The sequence below is a fragment of the Actinokineospora fastidiosa genome, from assembly GCF_014648415.1.
Classification (GTDB): Bacteria; Actinomycetota; Actinomycetes; order Mycobacteriales; family Pseudonocardiaceae; genus Actinokineospora; species Actinokineospora fastidiosa.
In genome coordinates this window covers 1-19,786 of record NZ_BMRB01000010.1, presented here as the reverse complement: position 1 = coordinate 19,786, position 19,786 = coordinate 1, and the positions used below count along the sequence as shown (strand labels likewise).

Annotated in this window: 11 protein-coding genes; 3 read left to right on the top strand and 8 right to left on the bottom strand. The window is 72.8% G+C overall.

The features are described 5' to 3' along the window. The first annotated feature begins 1 nt into the window (after position 1). Positions 2 to 874, top strand: coding sequence for an alpha/beta hydrolase family protein (locus IEY98_RS30400; RefSeq protein WP_189214135.1), 873 nt, complete (start codon positions 2 to 4; stop codon positions 872 to 874). 125 nt (positions 875 to 999) lie between these two features. Continuing rightward, positions 1,000 to 1,563 (top strand): EF-hand domain-containing protein, encoded by a 564-nt coding sequence (locus tag IEY98_RS30395; protein ID WP_189214134.1) that lies wholly within the window; start codon positions 1,000 to 1,002, stop codon positions 1,561 to 1,563. Between the two features lie 22 nt (positions 1,564 to 1,585). Here the strand turns inward: IEY98_RS30395 and IEY98_RS30390 are convergent, their stop codons facing one another. The 6 genes from IEY98_RS30390 to IEY98_RS30365 form a co-directional block, all read right to left on the bottom strand. Further along, positions 1,586 to 2,635 (bottom strand): Dyp-type peroxidase, encoded by a 1,050-nt coding sequence (locus tag IEY98_RS30390; RefSeq protein ID WP_189214133.1) that lies wholly within the window; start codon positions 2,633 to 2,635, stop codon positions 1,586 to 1,588. Then, a complete protein-coding gene (locus tag IEY98_RS30385) occupies positions 2,625 to 4,493 on the bottom strand; it encodes a S8 family serine peptidase (protein ID WP_189214132.1) in 1,869 nt (622 codons plus the stop codon). The genes IEY98_RS30390 and IEY98_RS30385 overlap by 11 nt, the downstream gene beginning before the upstream one ends. Positions 4,494 to 4,521: 28 nt before the next feature. Next, a complete protein-coding gene (locus tag IEY98_RS30380; protein ID WP_189214131.1) occupies positions 4,522 to 4,836 on the bottom strand; it encodes a PIM8 family immunity protein in 315 nt (104 codons plus the stop codon). Continuing rightward, a complete protein-coding gene (locus IEY98_RS30375; RefSeq protein WP_189214130.1) occupies positions 4,833 to 14,696 on the bottom strand; it encodes a DNRLRE domain-containing protein in 9,864 nt (3,287 codons plus the stop codon). Before IEY98_RS30375 ends, IEY98_RS30380 begins: the two co-directional genes overlap by 4 nt. A gap of 128 nt (positions 14,697 to 14,824) precedes the next feature. Beyond that, complete coding sequence (locus tag IEY98_RS30370) at positions 14,825 to 15,094, bottom strand: hypothetical protein (RefSeq protein WP_189214129.1); 270 nt, start codon at positions 15,092 to 15,094, stop codon at positions 14,825 to 14,827. Positions 15,095 to 15,226: 132 nt separating this feature from the next. After that, on the bottom strand, positions 15,227 to 16,066 hold the full coding sequence (locus IEY98_RS30365; RefSeq protein WP_189214206.1) for an SGNH/GDSL hydrolase family protein: 840 nt from the start codon (positions 16,064 to 16,066) through the stop codon (positions 15,227 to 15,229). Between the two features lie 223 nt (positions 16,067 to 16,289). On the opposite strand from IEY98_RS30365, the gene IEY98_RS30360 reads away from it, so the two are divergent. Further along, positions 16,290 to 17,531 carry a PucR family transcriptional regulator gene (locus IEY98_RS30360; RefSeq protein WP_229787753.1) on the top strand — a complete coding sequence of 414 codons (1,242 nt, stop codon included), beginning with the start codon at positions 16,290 to 16,292 and terminating at the stop codon, positions 17,529 to 17,531. 9 nt (positions 17,532 to 17,540) lie between these two features. Here the strand turns inward: IEY98_RS30360 and IEY98_RS30355 are convergent, their stop codons facing one another. Together IEY98_RS30355 and IEY98_RS33225 are read right to left on the bottom strand one after the other, a co-directional pair. Next, entirely contained in the window at positions 17,541 to 18,647 is a 1,107-nt protein-coding gene (locus tag IEY98_RS30355) for a hypothetical protein (RefSeq protein WP_189214128.1), read from the bottom strand. A gap of 71 nt (positions 18,648 to 18,718) precedes the next feature. Continuing rightward, on the bottom strand, positions 18,719 to 19,597 hold the full coding sequence (locus IEY98_RS33225; RefSeq protein ID WP_189214127.1) for a hypothetical protein: 879 nt from the start codon (positions 19,595 to 19,597) through the stop codon (positions 18,719 to 18,721). Positions 19,598 to 19,786 lie beyond the last annotated feature (189 nt).

Sequence of the window (19,786 nt, the reverse complement as noted above, 5' to 3'; positions counted from 1 at the left end):
CATGCGGTTCGCCAGGACATCGGCGGCGCTGCCCGCCATCGCCCTGTTCCTCGCCGTCGCGGCCGCTCCCCCGGCCGCCGCGGCCACCGAATACCAGCGCGGCCCCGACCCCACCGAGCAGAGCGTCCTCTCCGCGACCGGCCCGTTCACCTATTCCACGGTCTCGGTCAGCGACTGGGCATCGGCCGGTTTCGGCCGGGGAACCATCTACTATCCCAACGAGACCGACCAGGGCACTTTCGGCGGGGTGGCCGTCTCCCCCGGCTACACCTCCACCGAGGCCCACATCGCCTGGCTCGGGTCCCGGCTGGCCTCGCACGGGTTCGTGGTCATCACCGTCACCACCAACAGCCTGTACGACGATCCCACCGAGCGCGGGCAGCAGTTGCTGGCGGCGCTGGACCACCTGGCCACCAAGTCCCCCACGGCGGTGCGGCAGCGTCTCGACCCCGACCGCATGGGCGTCGTCGGCCACTCGATGGGCGGCGGCGGCTCCCTCTACGCGGTCTGGGCGCGGCCGTCCCTGAAGGCCGCCGTGCCGCTGGCGCCGTACCACACGATCAAGAACTGGAGCGGGATCCGCACGCCGACCATGTTCATCGGCGGCAGCGATGACACGGTGGCGACCGTGGAGCAGCACGCGGAGGTGTTCTACAACAGCCTGGTGTACGCCCGAGATCGCGCGTACGCGGAGCTGGCAGGCGCCACGCACAACTCGTCGTTCCTCTTCGAGGACCACCCCACGGTCGGCAAGTTCACCGTGGCCTGGCTCAAGCGCTTCATCGACAGCGACACCCGCTACGACCGCTTCCTCTGCCCGCCGCCGTCCGGGGCGTACCTGACCGAGTACCGGTCGTCCTGCCCGCACGCCTGACCGCCGCCGTGGGCCCTGGCCGGGTCAGGGCCCACGGCCGCGCTCTGGGCTGGACGGGTGGGTGTTGTCCCCGATCCGGTGAGCGTGCTTGTCCCGCCTGCGCTGATCATCCGAAGCTCGGTGGCATGACACCCGCCGAACTGCTCTCCACCAAGATCCAGCGTGGCTTCGACCACCTCGACGCCGACCGCGACGGCTGGCTCGACGAGGACGACCACGTGCTGATGGGCCGCCGCATCGCCGAGTCCCTCGGCCACGCGCCCGGCTCACCGGAGGAACAGCGGATCATCGACATGTATCTGCGCATCTGGCGCGAGGTGCACCTGCCGCACGTCGAGCCGGGCGCGCCCGGCATCTCCCGCGACAGCTTCGTCACCTCCACCAGCGCCCTGGCCGACGACCCCGCCGCCGCCCAGGCCACCCTCGGCGCCCTCGCCGAGGCGTTCCTGGAGATCGCCGACCTCGACGCCGACGGCACGGTGACGTTCCGCGAGTTCCTGGCCTACCAGCACGGCCACTTCCCCGGCATGACCGAGACCGCCGCCCAGACCGCCTTCACCCACCTCGACACCGACGGCGACGGCCACCTCTCCCCGGAGGAGTTCATCCGCGCCACCATCGAGTACTGGACCAGCTCCGACCCCGCCTCCCCCGGCAACTGGTGGCTCGGCGACCCCGTGGCCCAGTGACGCCGGTGATCAGCGGCGGACGCTATGCCAGCAGCGTGTGCCCGAGTGGTCTGTTCTCGGGTTCGCCGGGGAGGACGAAGTAGTAGCCGCCTCCGAAGGGGAGGGTGTAGCGCTCCAGGGCCTCCCCGGCGAGCCTGCGCTGGATGGCCTCGAAGCCGCGTTCGAGGTCCTTCTGGTAGCACAGGAAGATCTGGCCGACGTCCTCCGACGAGTGGCGATAGGTGTAGCCCCGGCGGAGGACGCGGTGGGCCTGGCTTTCCGGGGTCCGGGGGTTGGCGCGGCGGATGTGGGAGTCCAGGGCGATGCGGGCGCCGTCGGGGTCGGTGGCGTAGTCGGGGTCCGGAGTGGACTGGCCGAGCGGGAGGTCGGTGTCCTTCGTCCGGCCGAAGACGCGCTCGTGTTCCTCCGTGCTCTCGGCGTTCCAGGTGGGCATCGCCAATCGGATCAGGCGCACCACCAGGTAGGTCCCGCCCGCGCACCACGCGGGCTCGTCCCGGCCCGCCCAGACCAGGTCGTCGGCCAGGTCCGGGGCGGGGTTGCCCGCGCCCTCGCGGAAGCCGAAGAGGTTGCGCTCGTGGGCCGTCCCGCTGATCTGCCACAGCCGCCGCGTGCCGGGCAGGGACACGGCGGCCGGGTCGGGCGCGCCCACCAGCAGGTCGCCGTGGCACCACGCCGGGTCGAGCACGTCGGCGCGGAAGGCGGGCATCGGGCGCAGTAGGCGCGGCGGGGCGAGGCCGAACCGGCCGTCGAACAGGGACGCGCCCACCGAGACCACCGCGCCCGGGATCTCCCCCGCGGCCCGCAGCGCCGCCGCCAGGCCAGCCCGATCGGCCGCGGTGACGTCGAAGGCCGTGAGGGTGAGCGCGGCGGGCGGCGCCAGGACGCCGTCCTGGTGCAGCGCCCGCAGGTCGAGGGCGGCGTCCTGGTGCGGCGGGTCCAGGCCGCCCGTTCGCGTGGTCGGCGCTGGATCCGCGGTGGGCGCGCAGCTCGCGGTCAGCGCGCCCACCGCGGCGGCCAGCACCGTCCGCCGGGTGGGGCGTCCCGGCCCGGCGGACGGGTCGCTAGAGGGCAAGTGTCCACCCGACGAGCGTGCCGACGTCGAAGCCGAAGTTGTCCCGGACCACCAGCCGCCACTCGCCGTTGGCCTGCTGCGGCGCGAGCGTGAGCGGGAAGGTCTGGTCGAGGTCCGCCGCCCCGTCCGCGCCGTCGGCCGCCTTGAGCGTGTGCTCCACGCCGTCCGGTGAGACCAGTCGGACGGACAGGTCGCCGCGGTAGGTGTGCTCGACCCGGACCCGCACGGTCGGCGCCGACGAGACCTGACGCGGACAGGACGTGACGGTCAGCGTGCTGGTGACCGTCTCCATGTCCGGAATGGGCGTGCGCGTGGTGTTCTCCAACGTGCACACCACACGCGGAGGGACGGTCACGTCCACGGTCGCGGTTCGCACGAGGCCGTACGGCCCGGTCGCGGTGACGGTCGCGGTGAAGCTGGGGGCGTCGCCGGTCACGGCGATGGTGAGCGTCGCCCCCTGACCCGCGGGCACCGACGCCGGGCTCACCGACAGGCTCGCCCCCGCGGGCGCGCCGGACGCGGTGACCGCCAGGGTCTGCGGCTTGTCGACCAGGTTCGTGGTGGTGATCGGGACGGTCGTGCTGGACCCGACCTCGACCGTGACGGCGGTGGACCCCACGGCGACGCCGAAGTCGCGGTCCGGCGGCTCGAACGACCCGCCGGTGTAGAGCAGGCGGTTGGGCGAGCCCGCGCCGAGGGTGGCCGGGTCGAGGGCGTCGACGGTGGCCCTGGCGAGCAGGATGTCGGTGACCTCGGCGGGCGTGGCGTCGGGGAAGCGGGACAGCACCAGCGCCGCCGCGCCCGCGACGTGCGGGGACGCCATCGAGGTGCCGCGCAGGATGCGCGTGGCGGTGTCGGAGCCGTTGTGCGCGGACTTGATCTCCTGGCCGGGCGCGAAGATGTCCACACAGGACCCGTGGTTGGACCCGCTCTGCTCGCCGCCCCACCCCCGGGCGCGCTCGCCGCTGGAGTTGCTGGCGGCCACGGTGATGGCGCCGGGCACGCGGGCCGGGCTGTACTCGCAGGCGTCGCGCTCCCAGTTGCCCGCGGCGACCACGTAGGTGACCCCGCTGGCGATGGAGTTGGCGACGGCGGCGTCCTCCAGCTCCGATGCCCCGCCGCCGAGGCTCATGTTGGCGACCGCGGGCTTGGTCGCGTTCTGCGTCACCCAGTCGATCCCGGCGATGATCTGGCTGACCGTGCCCAGGTTCTCGCAGCTCAGCACGCGCACCGACACCAGGTCGACGCGGGCGGCCAGGCCGTGCTCCGCGCCGCCGATGGTCCCAGCGACGTGCGTGCCGTGCCCCTCGGTGTTGCAGTCCTGGCCGTTCCACCCGTCGCCGATCGCGTCGAACCCGACGCTCGCCCGCCCGCCGAACTCCGCGTGCGAGGTGCGGATGCCGGTGTCGAAGACGTACGCCGTCACCCCGGCCCCGGCCTCGTCCGGGTAGTGGTAGGCGCCGTCGAGGATGGAGGTGCGCTGGTCGATCCGGTCCAGGTTCCACACCGGGTTCACCCGGGTGCCGGTGCCGTAGACCACGGCGTCGGCCTCGACCCTGGCCACCCGGGGGTCGGCGGCCAGCCGCCGCGCGTCCTTCGGGTCGGCGCTGACCACGAACCCGGTCAGCGCCCGCCGGTAGACCCGCTCGACCTGCACGCCGTAGCGCCCGGCGATGTCCTCGGCCGCGGCCTGCGCGGCCACCCCGGGCCGGGGCTTGAGCGCCACGATGTAGCGGCCCTCCACCACCTGCGCCCCCGCCGCGTGCACAACCCCTTCGGGAGCCGCCTGCGCCTGTCCCGCCCCGGCCACGGCCAACGCCACCGCGGCTGCGCCCGCCGCCCATCTCCTGATGCCCACTATCGGTTACCCCCAGTCGTTTGCCGCGTCATTCGCGGACGATCTCGAATCCGGCGCACCAGAACGACGCCGTGCCGTTGTCCGGGTCCGTGACCTTGTAGTGGACCCCCTCAAGACCGTCGGCGGAGACGTCGACGATCTGCAGGGTCAGGGCCAGCCACGGCGACGGCGCGCGGAACTCCAGGTCGGTCACGCCGGTGAAGCACAGGCTCGCCCGTGCCCCATCCAGCGTCACCTCCAGCCGCAGGTCCAGTTCGGTGTCGTCACCGCGCTCGACGACGGCGCGGACGATCGTCCAGTCCCCTTGCCGGTACAGCGCGGCGTAGTCCGACAACGCGGTCATCCTGGGTACTCCCCCGGGGCGTGCTTCACGGTTTCCTGGCCACCTTGGCGCCCAGGACCGTACTCGAACTTGTGGTGGTGCACGTCCGGGATGCCCTGCTTGGGCAGGCCCGCGTTGTAGTCGGTCCGGCCGATGAGCCTGCCGTACTGGTCGTAGTGGGCGACCCACGGCTCCACGCGCACGCCGCCGGGTCCTCGGTCGTTGATGTACTCGCCCGTCAGCGTCCGGGTGCCCGGGGTGGTCTGCTTGGGCGCCTTGAACGCCTTGTCGACCAGGTACGCGCCCGGCACGTACGGCTTCTTGCCGTCCGGGTCGGTGGCGTGCGTGGGCTGGTTGGCCGCGTAGGCGTGCAGGTTGACCCCGCCTGCGAAGCCGATCGGGTCCTCGCTGATGAACCGCTGCAGGACGGGGCTGTAGTAGCGGGCCCGGTAGTGGTAGAGCCCGGTGCCGTCGTCCTCGCGGCCGGTGTAGCGGAACGGGTTGCCGAGGTCGTCGCCGGTCACCTGGGTGCGGCCGAACGGCTCGTAGGAGTACGCCGCGCCCGCGCCCGACGCGTCCACCAGGGCGACAGTGCTGCCCAGCGCGTCGGTGAGCACGCGCCGCTCCACGCCCCCGGCCTGCCGGGTGTGCCAGCCGTCGATGCCGGAGCTGGTCATCGTGGCCGTGACGGTCCCGTTCACCAGCTCCTGCAGCGGGTTCTGCCCGTCGTACAGGTAGTGGGTGGTGGTCCCGTTGACCGTCCTGCCGAGCCGTTCGCCCGCCGCCGCGTAGGTGAAGGCGGCCGACACGCCCGGCCGGGACAGCCCGGCCAGCTGGCCCCTGGCGTTCCAGGTGTAGGTCGTCACGCCGTCGGAGGTGAGGTGCCCCTCGGCGTCGTAGGCGACGGCCGTCGACCCGACGCTCGTCAGGCGGTTGGCCGCGTCGTACGTGCCGGTGAACGGCTCGGGCAGCAGTCCCCGGGAGAACGACCCGCCCGTGCTGACCGGGAGCCCGGCCGCGTCGCGGCCGTAGGTCAGCTCGCCGAGGACCTGCTGGTCCCTGCGATAGGTGATGCCCGTGACCCGGCCCGCGTCGTCGTAGCTCTGCGTCTGGTGCACGCCCGCGCCGGGCGCGCCGACGCGGGTCGCCAGCCCCCGGTCGTCGCGCACGACGGCGGAGACCACCGTGCCGTCCCGCTCGATCGCGGACAGGCGCTGCTCGGCGTCGTACACGTGGCGCACGGTCGTCCCGCCGGGCACGGTCATGGTCCGGTCGCGGACGGTCGGGCTGTACGAGTAGGACACCGTGCCGTGCGGCGTCGTGCTCATCGTCACCCGGTCGAGGCCGTCGTACTCCGTGCTGACGACGCCGCTGGTCGAGTCCTCGGCCCGGACGGTCCGGTTGGCAGCGTCGTAGCCGTAGTCGACCGCGATCTCCGTGCCGAACTCCGTGCGTGTGCGGCGGTCCAGCTCGTCGTAGGTGTGGGTCGTGACGATCCCACGCCTGCTGGTGTGCTTGACCGCGTTGCCGTGCAGGTCGTACTCGAACGTCTCCACCGCGCCCAGCGGGTCCGTCACCGACGAGACGCGGTCGATGGAGTTGTAGGCGAACACCGTCTCGCCGCCGCGCGGGTCGCGCACCTTGGTGCGGTTGCCGTTGTCGTCGTAGGTGTAGGCCGTGACGCGGCCCAGCGGGTCGGTCACCGAGGCGATGTGGTCGCGCGCGGTGTAGGTGGTGTCGGTGGCCGCGCCGCGCGGGTCGGTGGTGCGGACCGGCCTGCCGATGCCGTCGAACGCGGTCGCCGTGACGCGGCCCAGCGGGTCGGTGATCCGCACGGCGTCCCCGCCGATGTACTCGGTGGTGGTCGCCTTGCCCGCCGGGTCGGTCGTCTTGGTGATCTGCCCGGACAGGTTGGTCTCGAACGCCGTGCGCTTGCCGAGCCGGTCGGTCGTGCCCAGCGGCCCGCCGCGCGCGTCGTACTCGTGCACGGTGGTCTTGCCGTAGATGTCGGTGTGCTTGGTCAGCTCGGCGTGCGGGCCGTTGTACTCGAACCGCTCCGTGCGCGCCTCGGGCGTGCCCGCGAGCGTGACCGTCTCGCTGACCTGCCCGAGGTCGTTGTACGCGTACGTCGTGCGCCTGCCGAGCGCGTCCACAGTGGCCACCCGCCGCACGCCAGCGGCGTCGTACTCGTGGGTGAGCGTCTGGGCCAGCGGGGTGCCGAAGGCGCGGGTGTCGGTGAGGACGCGGCCCTTGGCGTTGAACGTGAACCGCTGCACGTGCCCGCGCGGGTCGGTCATCCGGGTCTCGGTGATGACGCCGTTGACCGCGGTGTAGTCGAAGGTCGTCACGCCGCCGTCGGCCTCGACCTGCCGCTTGACCCGCTTCTCGGCGTCGTACTCGTTCTCCAGGTAGCGGTTGCCGTTCGGCTTGGTGATGGTCTTGAGCAGGCCGTTCTCCCACGTGTAGCGGGTGACCCCGCCGTCTGGGCCGGTGACGGTGCTCAGCCGCCCGGTCGAGTCGTAGGTGTAGGACACCCGGCGGCCCAGGTTGTCCTCGATGGCGGCGACGCGCGGCGGGTTGCCGCTGTCGTAGGTGAACTTCACCCAGCGCCCGCTCGGCGAGGTGATCTGGGTGATCGGCCCGTTGAGCCGCACCTTGCCGTCGGTCCACGGCGGCGCGGGCGCGCGGGTGATCGTGGTCGTGTTGCCGAACTTGTCCCGGATGGACTGCATCGGGGCCTCGTCGGCGAGCACGATCACCCGGCCGTCGCGCAGCTCGACGTCCCAGCCGTCGCCGTTCCAGCGCACGGTCGAGCCGTCGTACTCCGTCGGCGTCGGGTCGGCGCGGAACACCGCGCCCGCGTAGTCCGAGCCGGGCGAGACCCGGTGGTAGTGGATCTTCGCGCCGTTGGGCTGGATCAGGTCGAACTGGGAGAAGTCGAAGTTGCCGATCTGCCCCGGCGACCACGGGAACATGCCGTAGTCGAAGTTCGTGCCGACGCCGAAGGGCCGCACGTCCGGGTCGCCCTGCTGGTAGGTGCGCTTGATCTCGATCGGCATGATGTCGTCGACCACCAGGTCGACGGCCTCGTCGACGAGCAGGCCGGTGGCCAGGTCGACCGGGTCGCCGCCGAGCTGGCCGCCGGGGATGGGCGCCTTGGGCGGCGGGTTCATCCCGGGCACCGCGGTCATCGCCCCGGTGAGCCGGTAGAACTTCACGTCGCCGTCCGGCACGATCTGCTTGCCGTCGGGTGAGACCGTGCCCTGGCCGTAGATGTGCCAGCCCTTGCCGTCGGGGTCGTAGTTCCAAAACTGGGTCCGGGTGCCCGGCGGCTCCTTGGTGTAGTTCGGGTAGACGATCGTCGCGCCCTCGGGGAACAGCGTGCCCCCGCCGGGCTGCACGGTGAAGTACACCGGCACCTTGGTCGGCGGCAGCGGGAACGGCGCGCGGTCGATCGGGATGGGCGTCAGGTTCAGCTCGGTGACCACGTTGCCGTCGGCGTCGCGGACCACCGTGCCCTTGGGGATGTGGACCTCCAGGCCGGGGATGGCCTTGGTGGTCAGCACGACGTCGCTGGTGGTCGGGCTGGCCACGCGCACGGTGCCCGCCGGGTCCAGCTCGGGCAGGAACACCGTGTGCGGCAGCACGAGCACCTGGCCGCGGGCGAGGTCGACGCCGATGTCGAACACGCCGTGGTCGCCTGCGCCCCGGCCGTCCACGCGCACCGCGACGTGCCCGGACGGCACCCCGGTGAGCACGAAGCGGCCCTGGTCGTCGGTCGAGGTCTGCTGGTCGCCCACGCTCACCTTGACCCCGGCCAGCGGGGCGCCCGCGGTGCTGAGGACCTTGCCCGCCACGCCGGTGAACCCGAGCGGGAACTGCAGCGGCCGCTCGCGCACGGGCGCGGGGTCGTGGCGGGTGGACCAGCCGTCGCCGTTGAGGTTGAGCGCGTCCGGGCGCCAGCCCAGCGAGTCCGGCTCCTCGCAGCCGTACGGCAGCGCCGAGCCCGGCTCCTCCACCTCCTCGGCGGGGTCGCGGTCGGCGGCCGACGCGCCCGGCCGCGCCGCGCTGGGCACCGGGGCGCAGTCGGGCTGGCGCGGGGTGACCGGCGCGGACGCCGTCTCCGCGCTCGCCCCGGCCGCCGTCGGCGGGACGTACACGGTCACGTCCAGGGTCCCGACCGACCCCGCGGTCGGGTCGAACACCAGGGTGTATGTGCCCGTCTGCGACAGCGTGGGCAGGGAGAAGTCCAGATAGGACGCCCACCAGTGCCGCGCGACGTAGGTCCCGTCCGGCGCGATGATGGAGTAGTACGTGCCGTAGTTGTTCGGGAAGCCCAGGCCGAGCCGCATCCGCAACCGCTGGTTGGCGGTCGCGGCGAAGGTGGCCTTGCCGTTCTGCGCGGCGCGGTCGATGGTGATGCGCTTGGCGGTGCCCAGTTCGAGCAGGCCCGCGTCGGCCTCGCCGGACAGCGTCAGGCGCAGGGTGCCCTCGGTGACCGTCGACGGGGTGATCTCCACCCGGTACTCGCCGGTGACCGGGAGCGCGGGCAGGTCGATGCCGAAGCGGGTGTCGATGGTCAGGTTCTCCAGGTTCGCCCCGTCGGGCTTGATCACCTTGACCCGGACGTTGGCGATGCTCGACGGGCTGGTGCCCAGGCTCAGCCGCTCCCCGGCCGTCCCGGTGAACCGGCCGACCACGCGCTGGCCGGGCAGGTCGAGGGTGAGGTCGGTCGGCGTCGCGCCCGCGACCAGCTCGCCGACGTCCCTCGGCTCGGCGGCGACGACGCCGAGCGCGCCGGTCCCGGGCGTCTCGGGGTCGACCTGGATGCGGTAGCGCCCGGTGGTGGGCAGCGTCGGGATGTCGACCGTGCGGTTGCGCAGCCCGATCCGCACGCCGTCGGGCCGGTAGACCTGGACCGACACCTCGCCGGAGATGGCCCGGTCGGTGGTGGTCAGGAACAGCGGGCGGCCCGCCACGCCGTCGTAGTCCAGCCAGACGTCCTGGCCGGGCCGCTCGACGGTGACGTCCTTGACGCTGTTGGTGGCGATCACGCCGCCCTGGACGCCCGTGGACAGCCACACCTTCACCGTGCCGACGGCCTGCCAGCCGGTGACGAACAGGTTGTGCGCGCCGGTCTTGCGCAGGGTGGGGACGTCCCGCGTCTCCGCCCAGCCGGTGCGCACCTCGACCTGCACGTCGTCGGGCTCGGACATGATCGCCGACGGGAACGCGGGCCGGTCGTTCTGCGCCAGGGTGTTCTCGGTGTAGCCGAGGCCGAGCACCTGCCCGGCCGTGCCCTGGAAGGGCAGCCGCACCGACTGGCCCGGCCGCTGGATGCGGATGGGCGTGCCCGGGCCGTCCACCACCAGCGGCTCGCCGTCGATCACCCCGGACAGCCACAGCCTGGCGAAGCCCAGCTCTGTGGAGTCGAACGAGACGGTGACCTTGTGCTCACCGGCCTGCTTGGTCCTGAACACCATCGTCGGCGTGTGCACGCTCGGACGCGACGACCAGGTGTTGTAGCTGCCGTCCGGGTGGTAGACCCGCACGTTGTAGTAGTTGTTCGGCTCGCTCATCTCGGTCAGGCCGAGGCTGAGCCACTCGCCCTGGTTGGCGGTGAACGGGAACTCCACCGTCTGGCCGAGCTCGGTGATCTGGAACCCGACGCCCGCGCCGTCCTTGGTGAGCCTGCTGCCGGTCAGGTCGTGCGACGCGGACATCCGCACCGAGCCCGCGCCGTCGTCGTTGGGCTCCAGGACCAGCGCGTAGGTGCCGGTGGTGGGGAAGGCGGGCAGGTCCTGGCTCAGCCGTCCGCCCGCCCACAGGTCCAGCGGGTCGCCGAGCGCCTGCCGGGCGAAGTTGCCGCCGTACGGGGTGAACATCCACATCGCGGAACGGACGGGGATGGTGTTGTTGTCCAGCGTGACGTTGACCCGCTCGCCCGCGATGCCCTCGACGAGCACCAGCGCGGACTTGCCCGCGGGCACGGCGACGTCGACGGCGGGGCTGCCCGCGCTGATCGTGCCGCCGTAGACCAGGCCGGACATCGCGAACCCGCGCGGGGCGACCAGGAACGTGCCCGCGCTCTCGGCGACCCCGCCCGGCGTGCGCACGGTGATCTTCCCGGAGGACGCCGCCTCCGGGATCCTGACCGTGATGCTGGTCGGGCTCGCGGACTGCACCTGGGCGACCGTGCGGTGGAACAGCACGATGTCGCGGGTCTTGTCCGGGTCGAACCCGGTGCCGGTGATGGTCACCAGCTCGTCGCGGGTGCCCCGGTCGGCGGAGATCGCGGTGATGGTGGGCGCGGACGTCGCCGCGCTCACCAGGAACGGCCGGGGCGCCGACGCGGTCGTGCCGCGCGTGGTGACGGTGACCGCGCCGTCGGTCGTGCCCGCCGGGACGACGGCGGTGATCCGCGACGCGGTGGCCGAGGTGACGGTCGCGGCGATGCCGTCGAAGGCGACGGCGTTCTCCGCCGGGGTCGTGCTGAACCCGGTGCCGCTGATCTCCACCCGGGCGCCGACCGGCCCGCGCGCCGGGACGACGGCGAACACGCTCGGCGTCGCGGTGGCGTAGCGGTCGGTGCGCAGCAGGTTGCCCGCGTCGTCGTAGTGGAACGCCGCGGCCTCGCCGGTGTCGGTGGTGACGCCCGCGAGCTGGCCCGCGGCGTCGTAGTGGTACTCACGGCCGCCCGCGGGCGTGCCGACGACGAAGGTGTGGGTGGTGGGCGCGGAGAGCGCGCCGGTGCCGGTGACCTTGGCCCACACGGTCAGCGTGCGCTTGCCCGAGCGGACCGGGATGAGCGTGGCGGTGGCCGTGCCGTCGGCGACGGCGACCTCGGTGGGCGCGGCGTCGGTGTCGAGCTGGTAGCGGAACACGTCCGGCGGCAGGCTGCCCACCGCGCGGAAGGTGAACACGCCCGCCTGCCCGAGGCTGCCGTGCGGCTGCCCGTCGGCCGGGTAGTCCACTGAGGACACCTGGGGCGCGTCCGGCACGCCGACCGGGGCGTCGGCGACGGTGAAGGTGTACTCGGTGGGCTGCGACAGCGCGCCGTCGGCGTTGAACGCCCACACCGTCAGCGTCTGCGCTCCCGCCGAGGGCGGGGCGATGCGGGTGTCGACGCGGCCGGTGCCGGGCACGTCGGTCGTCGGGCCGTCGCCGAAGCGCCAGCGGTAGCCGGTCACGGGGACGGTCCCGGTGGGCTGGAAGGTGAACACGCCCTCCCGGCCGGGGCCGCCGTGCTCGCCCTCGGCCGGGTAGTCCACCGACGACACCTGCGGCGCGTCCGGGATCGGCGCGGGCGGGGTGGCGACGACGAACTCATACGTCGTCGGGGCCGAGACGGCGCCCTCGGCGGTGTAGGACCGGACGGTCAGCGTGTGCGGTCCCGCGGTGGTCGGGGTGACCGCGACGAGCACCTTGCCGGTGGCGGCGACGTCGGTCGTGGCGCCGCCGTTGAGCTGCCAGCGGAAGCCCGCGATCGGGACGGCGCCCGCCGTCTTGAAGGTGAACGTGCCCGGCTCGTCGGGGCCGCCGTGCGGCTGTCCGTCGGCCGGGTAGTCGTAGGAGACCACCTGCGGGGCGGTCGGGATGGGCGCGGGCATCCGGTAGGTGACGGCGAGGTTGGGCCGCAGCATCGGCTCGCCCGCCTCGTCGGAGTGCAGCAGCACGCGCTGGCCCGCGCCCGCCTCGTCGCGCACCTTGACCATGAAGCCGTGGTTGGCGGCCGGGTTGTCCACCCAGGCCTGCGCCATCGCGGCGTTCTCCCAGATGTGCCAGGTCGGCCGGTCCTGGATGCCGACGACGTGGTCGGCGGCGGCAGCCGCGTCCCCGCCCGGCGCGGTCCACGGCACGCCGGTGGCCGCCTGGTTCCAGGTGGCCTGGCTCTCGGTGAACGGACGGGTCAGCGGATGGCCGTCGAAGACCGCGCCGCTGCCGTAGGTGTAGAAGCCCCAGATCGACAGGTCGGCGTCGACGACCTCGGTGCCCGGCGGGATCGCGGACAGGTCGTAGCGCACCAGCGCGCGCGACTTGCCGTAGGTGCCGCTGTTGTTGCCCACCATCAGCCACGGCTGGCCCGCCACCTGGTTGTGGTTGGCGGTCGGCAGGTTGGCCGCGATGGTGGTGTCCGCCGTGGCCCGGAACAGCTGGGTGACCAGGCCCGCCTTGGGCGTGCGGGCCAGCTGCGTCGCGCCGGGGACGAGCTGCCCGTCGCGCGACTTGGCGACGACCATGTAGTGATAGGCGTTCCACTGCAGGTCGGGCCGGTCGGCGGGGGTCGGCGCCGCGGTGGTGTCGGTGAACCTGGTGACGCTGCTGCCGACCGTGCCGACGAGCGTTGCCGACGACGGCGTGAAGACCTGCGCCGCCGAGCGGTGCACCTGGTACTCGACGAGGTCGTCGGCCGGGTTCGCCGGGTCCGGGTCGGGGTAGGGCGACCAGGTGAGCTCGGCGCCGGTCGCGTAGGTCTTGGCGATCGGGTGCAGCGCGACGCCAGGACGGCCGTAGGTGAGCACGAGCTGCGGATTGGTGGGGGCGTCGCCGTTGTAGTCGCCCTCGGCGCCGAGGTAGACCGCGCCGCCGCGGCCCAGCGTGCTCTCGTCGACGGCCTTGACCATCACGCCGTGGTTGGCCGCGGAGCCGGACACCCAGGACTGGGCGATGTTGCGCACGTCGAGCTCGTGCCAGGCGCCCGCGACACCGGCCCTGCGGACGGCGGTGGACAGCCCGGCCTCGGCGAAGGCGCTGTGGATCGTGTTCCAGGTGGCGCTGTCCTCCGCCCACGGCCCGGTGATCCGCCGCGCCTCGACGGCGATGTCGCCCGCGTCGGTGTGCAGCTCGTTGTCGTAGTACAGGCGGAGCTTGGCGGAGGCGAGCGTGGTCCCGGCGGGCACGACGGAGGTGTCGAACTTGACCAGGGCGCGGGCCCTGCCCCACGGGTCGGTGCCCACGGAGAGCCGGTAGCTGGCCCCGTCGTTGCGGTCGGGGGTGTCCGACCAGATCTGCACGTCCTGTCCGCCGGTGGAGGTCGGGTCGACGCGGATGGTGGGGTCGATGACGACCGGGTAGGCGCGGGCGGGGTCGTTCAGCCAGTCCTTGTCCGCGCGCACGACGACGGTCACCCGGTCGCCGTCCTGCTCGACGGTCTGGGTGACCTTGTCGCTCCACGCCTTGCCGTGCGGGGACTTCGGGTCGTCGGCGCTGTCGTGCATGAAGGGGGCGGGCATGACGTACAGCGGCGGGCCGTCGCCTGCGAAGAAGCCGATGGAGCCGTCGTCCTGGGCGCGGGCGGTGACGCCCTCCGCGGCGACGGTGAACCGGTAGGTCGGGTCGGCGGGCGCGCGGTGGAGGACGATCTCCTCCTTCAGCGCCTCACCGGTGACCTGGTAGCGCAGGTCGGCACCGTCGAAGGCGTCGGGATAGGTGACGGTGTCGCCGTCGGCCTCCGGGTCGAGAGTGCGCTGTGGACCGTCGATGCCGAGGTCGACCCGGGTGTGGCCGAGCGCGAAGCGGGCCATCCGGCCGCTGTCCTCGCCGAAGGCGGTGTGGAAGGCGTTGTCGGTGTTGGCGTAGGCGAACCCGTCGGCGTCGTGCTCGCGGACGGCGGTGTCGATGTCCCGCCAGGTGTCGCCGTCGCGGTAGTGGCGTGGCCGGGCGGAGACCTCGGCCTCGAACTGGCCGTTGGACAGCTCGAACACCCGCTGCACGGCCGAGCGCCGGTCGACCAGTTCGCGCACGCGGGTCGGCGGACCCGCCTCGGCCACGGGATCGGGCTCGTCGTCGAAGAGCCCGGTGAACGGCAGCGCGCCCACGGCGAGCAGCAGAACCAGGGCGAGCAGCAGGAATCTAGGCATGCCGAAGACGCGCGTGCGCACGGACCCCCCAGGTCGACGCCGGGCAGCTGCCACCCCCAGGTGACCACGGCACTCCCGGCCCGCGATCACGGTATCCGGCCGGGGACTCCCCGCCTATCGGCCAATCAGGGTACGCACAAACACCGAATTCACATGGCCTGCTTCACGCACTCGACGACGCCCGCCTGCGGCTCCGTGTCCTCGGCGGGCTCCCCCGCGACGAACCGCTCGTACTCGGCGTCGGAGGCGTGCTCGGCGTACCAGTCGGCGATGCAGTCCACCGCGGCCTGCGGAGCGTCGGCCATCCCCGGATCGGCCTTGATCCGCTCTATCACCGCGTCCCGCCGATCCGTGGACGAACAGCCGGACACCAGCATCCCCACGACCGCCACGACGGCGCCGATCCCCCGGAGTGTCATGGACCGAGCGTACGAGGAACCCGACGGCGGGGCCAGGCTTTCCCGGAAGCGCGATGCCGCTGGCGCTTTGCGGGCGAGCCAACGGCATCGTGCTTCCGACTGTGGATGACCTAAGTAGACACTGGCCGTCCGCTATCGGGCAGCGGCGGCGACCGCGGCGCCGAAGGCGGCCATGCCCTTCGCGTTGGGGTGGAGGGGCGCCGCGGCGTCGGTGGGGACCAGGCCCTCCAGGTAGCGCTCGTCCCAGGGGGCGCAGATGTCGTGGCCGACGGTGATCGCGGCGAAGTCCACGTACACCGCGCCGCGCTTCTCGGCTTCGGCGCGGATGGCGGCGCTCAGGCGGTTCATGACGCCCTGCAGGTAGTCGGCGTCCCGCGCCCACACCGGCTGCCTGGGGTAGCAGCCGCCCTCGCGGATGTACGTGCCGTACCCGGTCACCACGATTCTGGCGTGCGGGGCCCGGCTCCTGATCTCGTCGATGACCGCGCCGAAGGTGGGCGCCCAGGCGGCGACGGCCTCGGCCATGGTGTCGCGCCCGTCCGCGGTCATCCGGTCGTGGCAGGACACACCGAGCGGTTCGGGGAAGACGTTGACGCAGCTGAGGGCCGTGGTGAACAGGTCGAGGTCGTTGGCGCCGATCGTGAGGGAGACCAGGTCCGTGCTGGGCTTGAGCGCCTCGTACTGCGCCCGGACCACGCCGAACTGGCGGGTCGCGAGGTGCTCCGTCGTCGCGCCGGAGCACGACACGTCGGTGAGCACCGCGCCCAGGGCCTTCGCCGCGACCGCCGGGTAGTTGCGGTCCGAGCGCAGGCACAGCAGGTTGATGTCCTGGTGGGGGACGAACGGCCCCGCCGCGGCGGAATCGCCCATGGCGACGTACTCGAACCGGTCGTCGGCGTGGGCGCCCGTCACGGACGCCGCCATGGCGCCCATCACCGCCAAACCCGCCACCAGTCGCCTGCCCAACCGCATAGCCACCTCCGCCGCTCACCCGGTTACCGGGAAGTAATGTGGTGGACACATCGTGGCGGCGGGGCGACCGGAAAGCAGTAGGACCCTTCTCAGAGAAATCTCGACGGCATTGTGATTGAGCACGATCCGGACCTCTTTCCGCAGGCCCGTCCGGCCGTGTGATGATGGCTGACCAACTGTCTGCCGAGGATTGGGCGAGGTCCAGAATGGGGCGGCGATCATCGTGACGGATCACAACCGCGCGCTGTTCACCTTCGGGGGACGGCCGGTGTCGGAGATCCTGGCCGCCCTGCTGCCCGACCTGGTGGCGGACGTGCTGAAGGAGATCACCGCGCGGGTTCCCGCCTACGCGCGGCTGCCCGGCGAGGAGATCTACGGCGACATCACCAAGGTGACCGAGCACGTCCTGAAGTCGTTCATCGCGATGATGCGCACCGGGGCGCTTCCCACCCGGCAGGAGTTGGACTACCTGCGCGAGTCGGCGGCGCGGCGGGCCGAGGAGGGCCTCCCGATCGACGTGGTGCTCACCGCCTACCACGTCGGCGTCCAGGTGGTGTGGGAGGCGCTGAGCCTGCGGGTCCGGCCCGAGGAGGTCGGCGACGCCATGGCGGTCAACGGGCTGGTCCTGCGGTACCTGGAGCTGGTCACGCCCGCGGTCGGCGCGGGCTACCTGGACCAGCGGCAGGCCATGTACGACGACGAGCGGTCCGCCCGCCACACGCTGCTGTCCGCCCTGCTCACCGGCACGGACGTCCCGGCGGCCGCGGGCCGCGCAGGCATCCCCCTGCCCGCGGCCTACCTCGTGCTCGCCCTCGCCGTGGGCGCCCATCCCGACGAGGCCCGCCCGGGCGTCGACCCGCTCGTCGCCGGGCGGCGGAAGCTGCGCAGGCTGCGCTCGGAGCTGGAGCGGCAGGTGCGGGGCGCGGTCCTGTCGTCGCTGACGCCGGAGGGCGGGACCATCCTCGTCCCGACGCCCGCCGTGGACATCACCGCGCACGAGTGGGACCGGCTCGCCGCCGTCGTCCGCGCGATCGGCCGTGCCGCCGGGGCGCCGGTCACCGCGGGGGTGGCCGCGGCGGCCCCGGACGCCGTCGCCGACGCCGCGGCGCTCGCCGCGGACGTGCTGGAGGTCGCGGTGCGCTTCGCCAAGCCCGTGGGCGTGTACCGGATCGACGACGTGCTGCTGGAGTTCCAGCTGTCGCGGTCCAGCGAGGCCGTCGACCGGCTCGCCGCGCTCCTGGGCCCGCTGGAACCGGGCGGGGAGCTGATGCAGACCCTGGAGGTCTTCCTGCGCGAGGGAAGCAGGCGGCCGGCGGCGCGGGCGCTGCACGTGCACCCCAACACCGTCGACTACCGGCTCCGCAAGGTCTACGAGCTGACCGGTCTGGACGCGAGCAACGTCGGCCACGCCGGTCTGCTGACCGCCGCCCTCCTCGCCCACCGCGCGGCGGCCGCGAACCCGTGACCCCCTGGGTCAGGGGGCGGTGGGGCCGGGGGCGAGAGCGCCAGCGACGAGGAGGACGGCGCTCAGGCTCAGCACCAGGAGGACGGCGAACAGGTAGTGGCGGGGACGGGCCCGGCCGGGCATGCGGCGCAGCACGACGGTGACGGCGCAGAGGGTGGTCACGGCGATGGGCAGCAGCGCGCGCCAGGCGTGGTCGAGGTTGGTGAGGGGGAGGAACGCGTCCGCGCCGTACAGCGAGAGGATCAGGGCCGGGAGGCCGAGCCCGGCGGCCGCGGCGGCGGCGATCATGTTGAACCGCTGCTGCGCCTCGCCGTCCTGGGCGACGGCGAAGGTGGACATGCTGTTGAGCAGGGAGGTCAGCCGCTCGACCTCCTCGGCCAGCTGCGCGTCCATCGCGGAGCAGTGCGCGAGGGCGGCGCGGTAGGTGCCGCCCCACGGCTTGGGGTCGGGGGCGCCGTTGTCGGTCTTGCGGTTGTGGTGGTAGGTCTCCGGGTCCCACAGCCAGATCCACAGGCCGTCGCGGTGGGCCTCGCAGGCGACGTCCCTGGCCCGGCCCAGCGCGATGGACAGCTCGATGACCTGCGCGAGCACCGGGCGCAACGCGAAGCTCCTGCGCTGCGCCAGCAGGTCGGCGACCTGCCGCTCCAGCTCGTAGCGCACCTCGCGCAGCCGCAGCACCTCGTTGCGGGACGCCTCGGCCAGCGCCTTCGCCGCGGCCACCGCCCGGGCGCGCGGGTCGCCGGTGAGAACGTGCTCCGGTCGGGCCAGCGAGGCCAGCAACTCGTCGTCGACCTGGTCGGCGGACACGACGTCCTGGTGCCAGCCGCCCGTTTCCGACCAGGAGTTGTGCAGCAGCAGGGTGACGGCGGCGGAGTCGTCGGCCGCGACGGTGAGCCGGACCATGCCGACCACCAGCCGACGGCCGCCGCGCTTGCCGATCACCCGCACGAACGGCACGGCCAGCACCGCCTCGGCGCCCAGCCGCTCGATCGTCTCCCGGGTCAGGTGGTCGTCGTGCAGCGTGCCCACCTCGGCGGTCACCGTCGCCCACACGCCGTGATCCCGGACGGGCGGCTCTCCCGCGAGCACGAGGTGCCGATCTGCCTCCGATTGCATGATCGAATCCTAGGACGGCCTTGATCAGCGCGAGACCCGTTTTGCGAGACCGTTAGGCCGAATGGGCGCAGCTAAGCACCCTTGCGCACCAACCGGTTGAGTCGGGCGCCGATGTCGTGGTCCATGGGGGTGTCGGCGGGCGCGAGTCCGAGGGTGGCGGCGAGTTTCGGGAGGTGGACGTCCGCGACCGCCTCCACGAGCTCGGTGTGGTCGACCACCGCGCGGCGTATCCGACGCCACGCGGTGGCCCAGGCGCCGACGGCGACAGGGGCGGCGGGCCACCACCAGCAGGCCAGGACGGCGTATGCGGCCGCCCATACGGAGAGCGCGACGGCGGAGTCCAGCCGCGCGCGAGCGGTGCGCAACTCGGCGCGGACGTCCTCCGGCAGGACGACCCACAACCGCATCCACACCGACACCAGGTCCACGCCGTACTGGTTGCCCACCCGCGTGGCGGTCGCGGCCAACCGATCACCGGTGAAGGTGGGACGCACGGGTTCGGCCAACGAGACACGGTCCCGCCGGGCGGACAGCCGCGCCAACTCCCGGTCGACCTCCGGCGACCGCTGATCGAGCGGGACCTTCTTACGCAGCCGCACCACCTCGTCCTGCCACCGCCACCACCGCCCCACACGCCGCGCGACCCCGCGCCTGCCCAGCCACCCAGGCCACGACCCGAACCACAACGGCCGAGCGACCAGTTCCGCCATAGCACCCACCCCCACCCCCACCACGGCCGACGCGACCAGGACAGCGATCAGCGCCCCCGCCTGCACCAAACCCGACCACCGACTCACCGTCACAGCGACGGCCTCACCCCACGCACGCGCCCCGGCCAAGTCCAACGCCGAACCGTGCCCCAACCGCACCGCCACCACGACGGCCGCGACCAGCAGCAGGCCAGGCACCACCAACCGCGACAACCACCGCTCGGCAAGCTTCTTACCCAACTCATTGAGAAACGGCGTCACCGACCAGCCCTCCCCCACCGCCACCCAACCACCGTCCAACCAACGGCCGCCCTGACACCACCCACCACAACGACCGCTCAGCGAGCCTCTTACCCAACCCATTGAGAAACAGCATCACCGGCCCGCCCTCCCGCCAACCACCATCGCAACCAACGGCAGCCCCGGCAC

Excerpts from the sequence above, each read along its gene's own strand:
- IEY98_RS30400 (WP_189214135.1), top strand. The coding sequence starts at position 2 with ATGCGGTTCGCCAGGACATCGGCGGCGCTGCCCGCCATCGCCCTGTTC.
- IEY98_RS30365 (WP_189214206.1), bottom strand. The coding sequence starts at position 16,066 with ATGCGGTTGGGCAGGCGACTGGTGGCGGGTTTGGCGGTGATGGGCGCC.
- IEY98_RS30355 (WP_189214128.1), bottom strand. The coding sequence starts at position 18,647 with ATGCAATCGGAGGCAGATCGGCACCTCGTGCTCGCGGGAGAGCCGCCC.
- IEY98_RS30395 (WP_189214134.1), top strand. The coding sequence starts at position 1,000 with ATGACACCCGCCGAACTGCTCTCCACCAAGATCCAGCGTGGCTTCGAC.
- IEY98_RS30380 (WP_189214131.1), bottom strand. The coding sequence starts at position 4,836 with ATGACCGCGTTGTCGGACTACGCCGCGCTGTACCGGCAAGGGGACTGG.
- IEY98_RS30370 (WP_189214129.1), bottom strand. The coding sequence starts at position 15,094 with ATGACACTCCGGGGGATCGGCGCCGTCGTGGCGGTCGTGGGGATGCTG.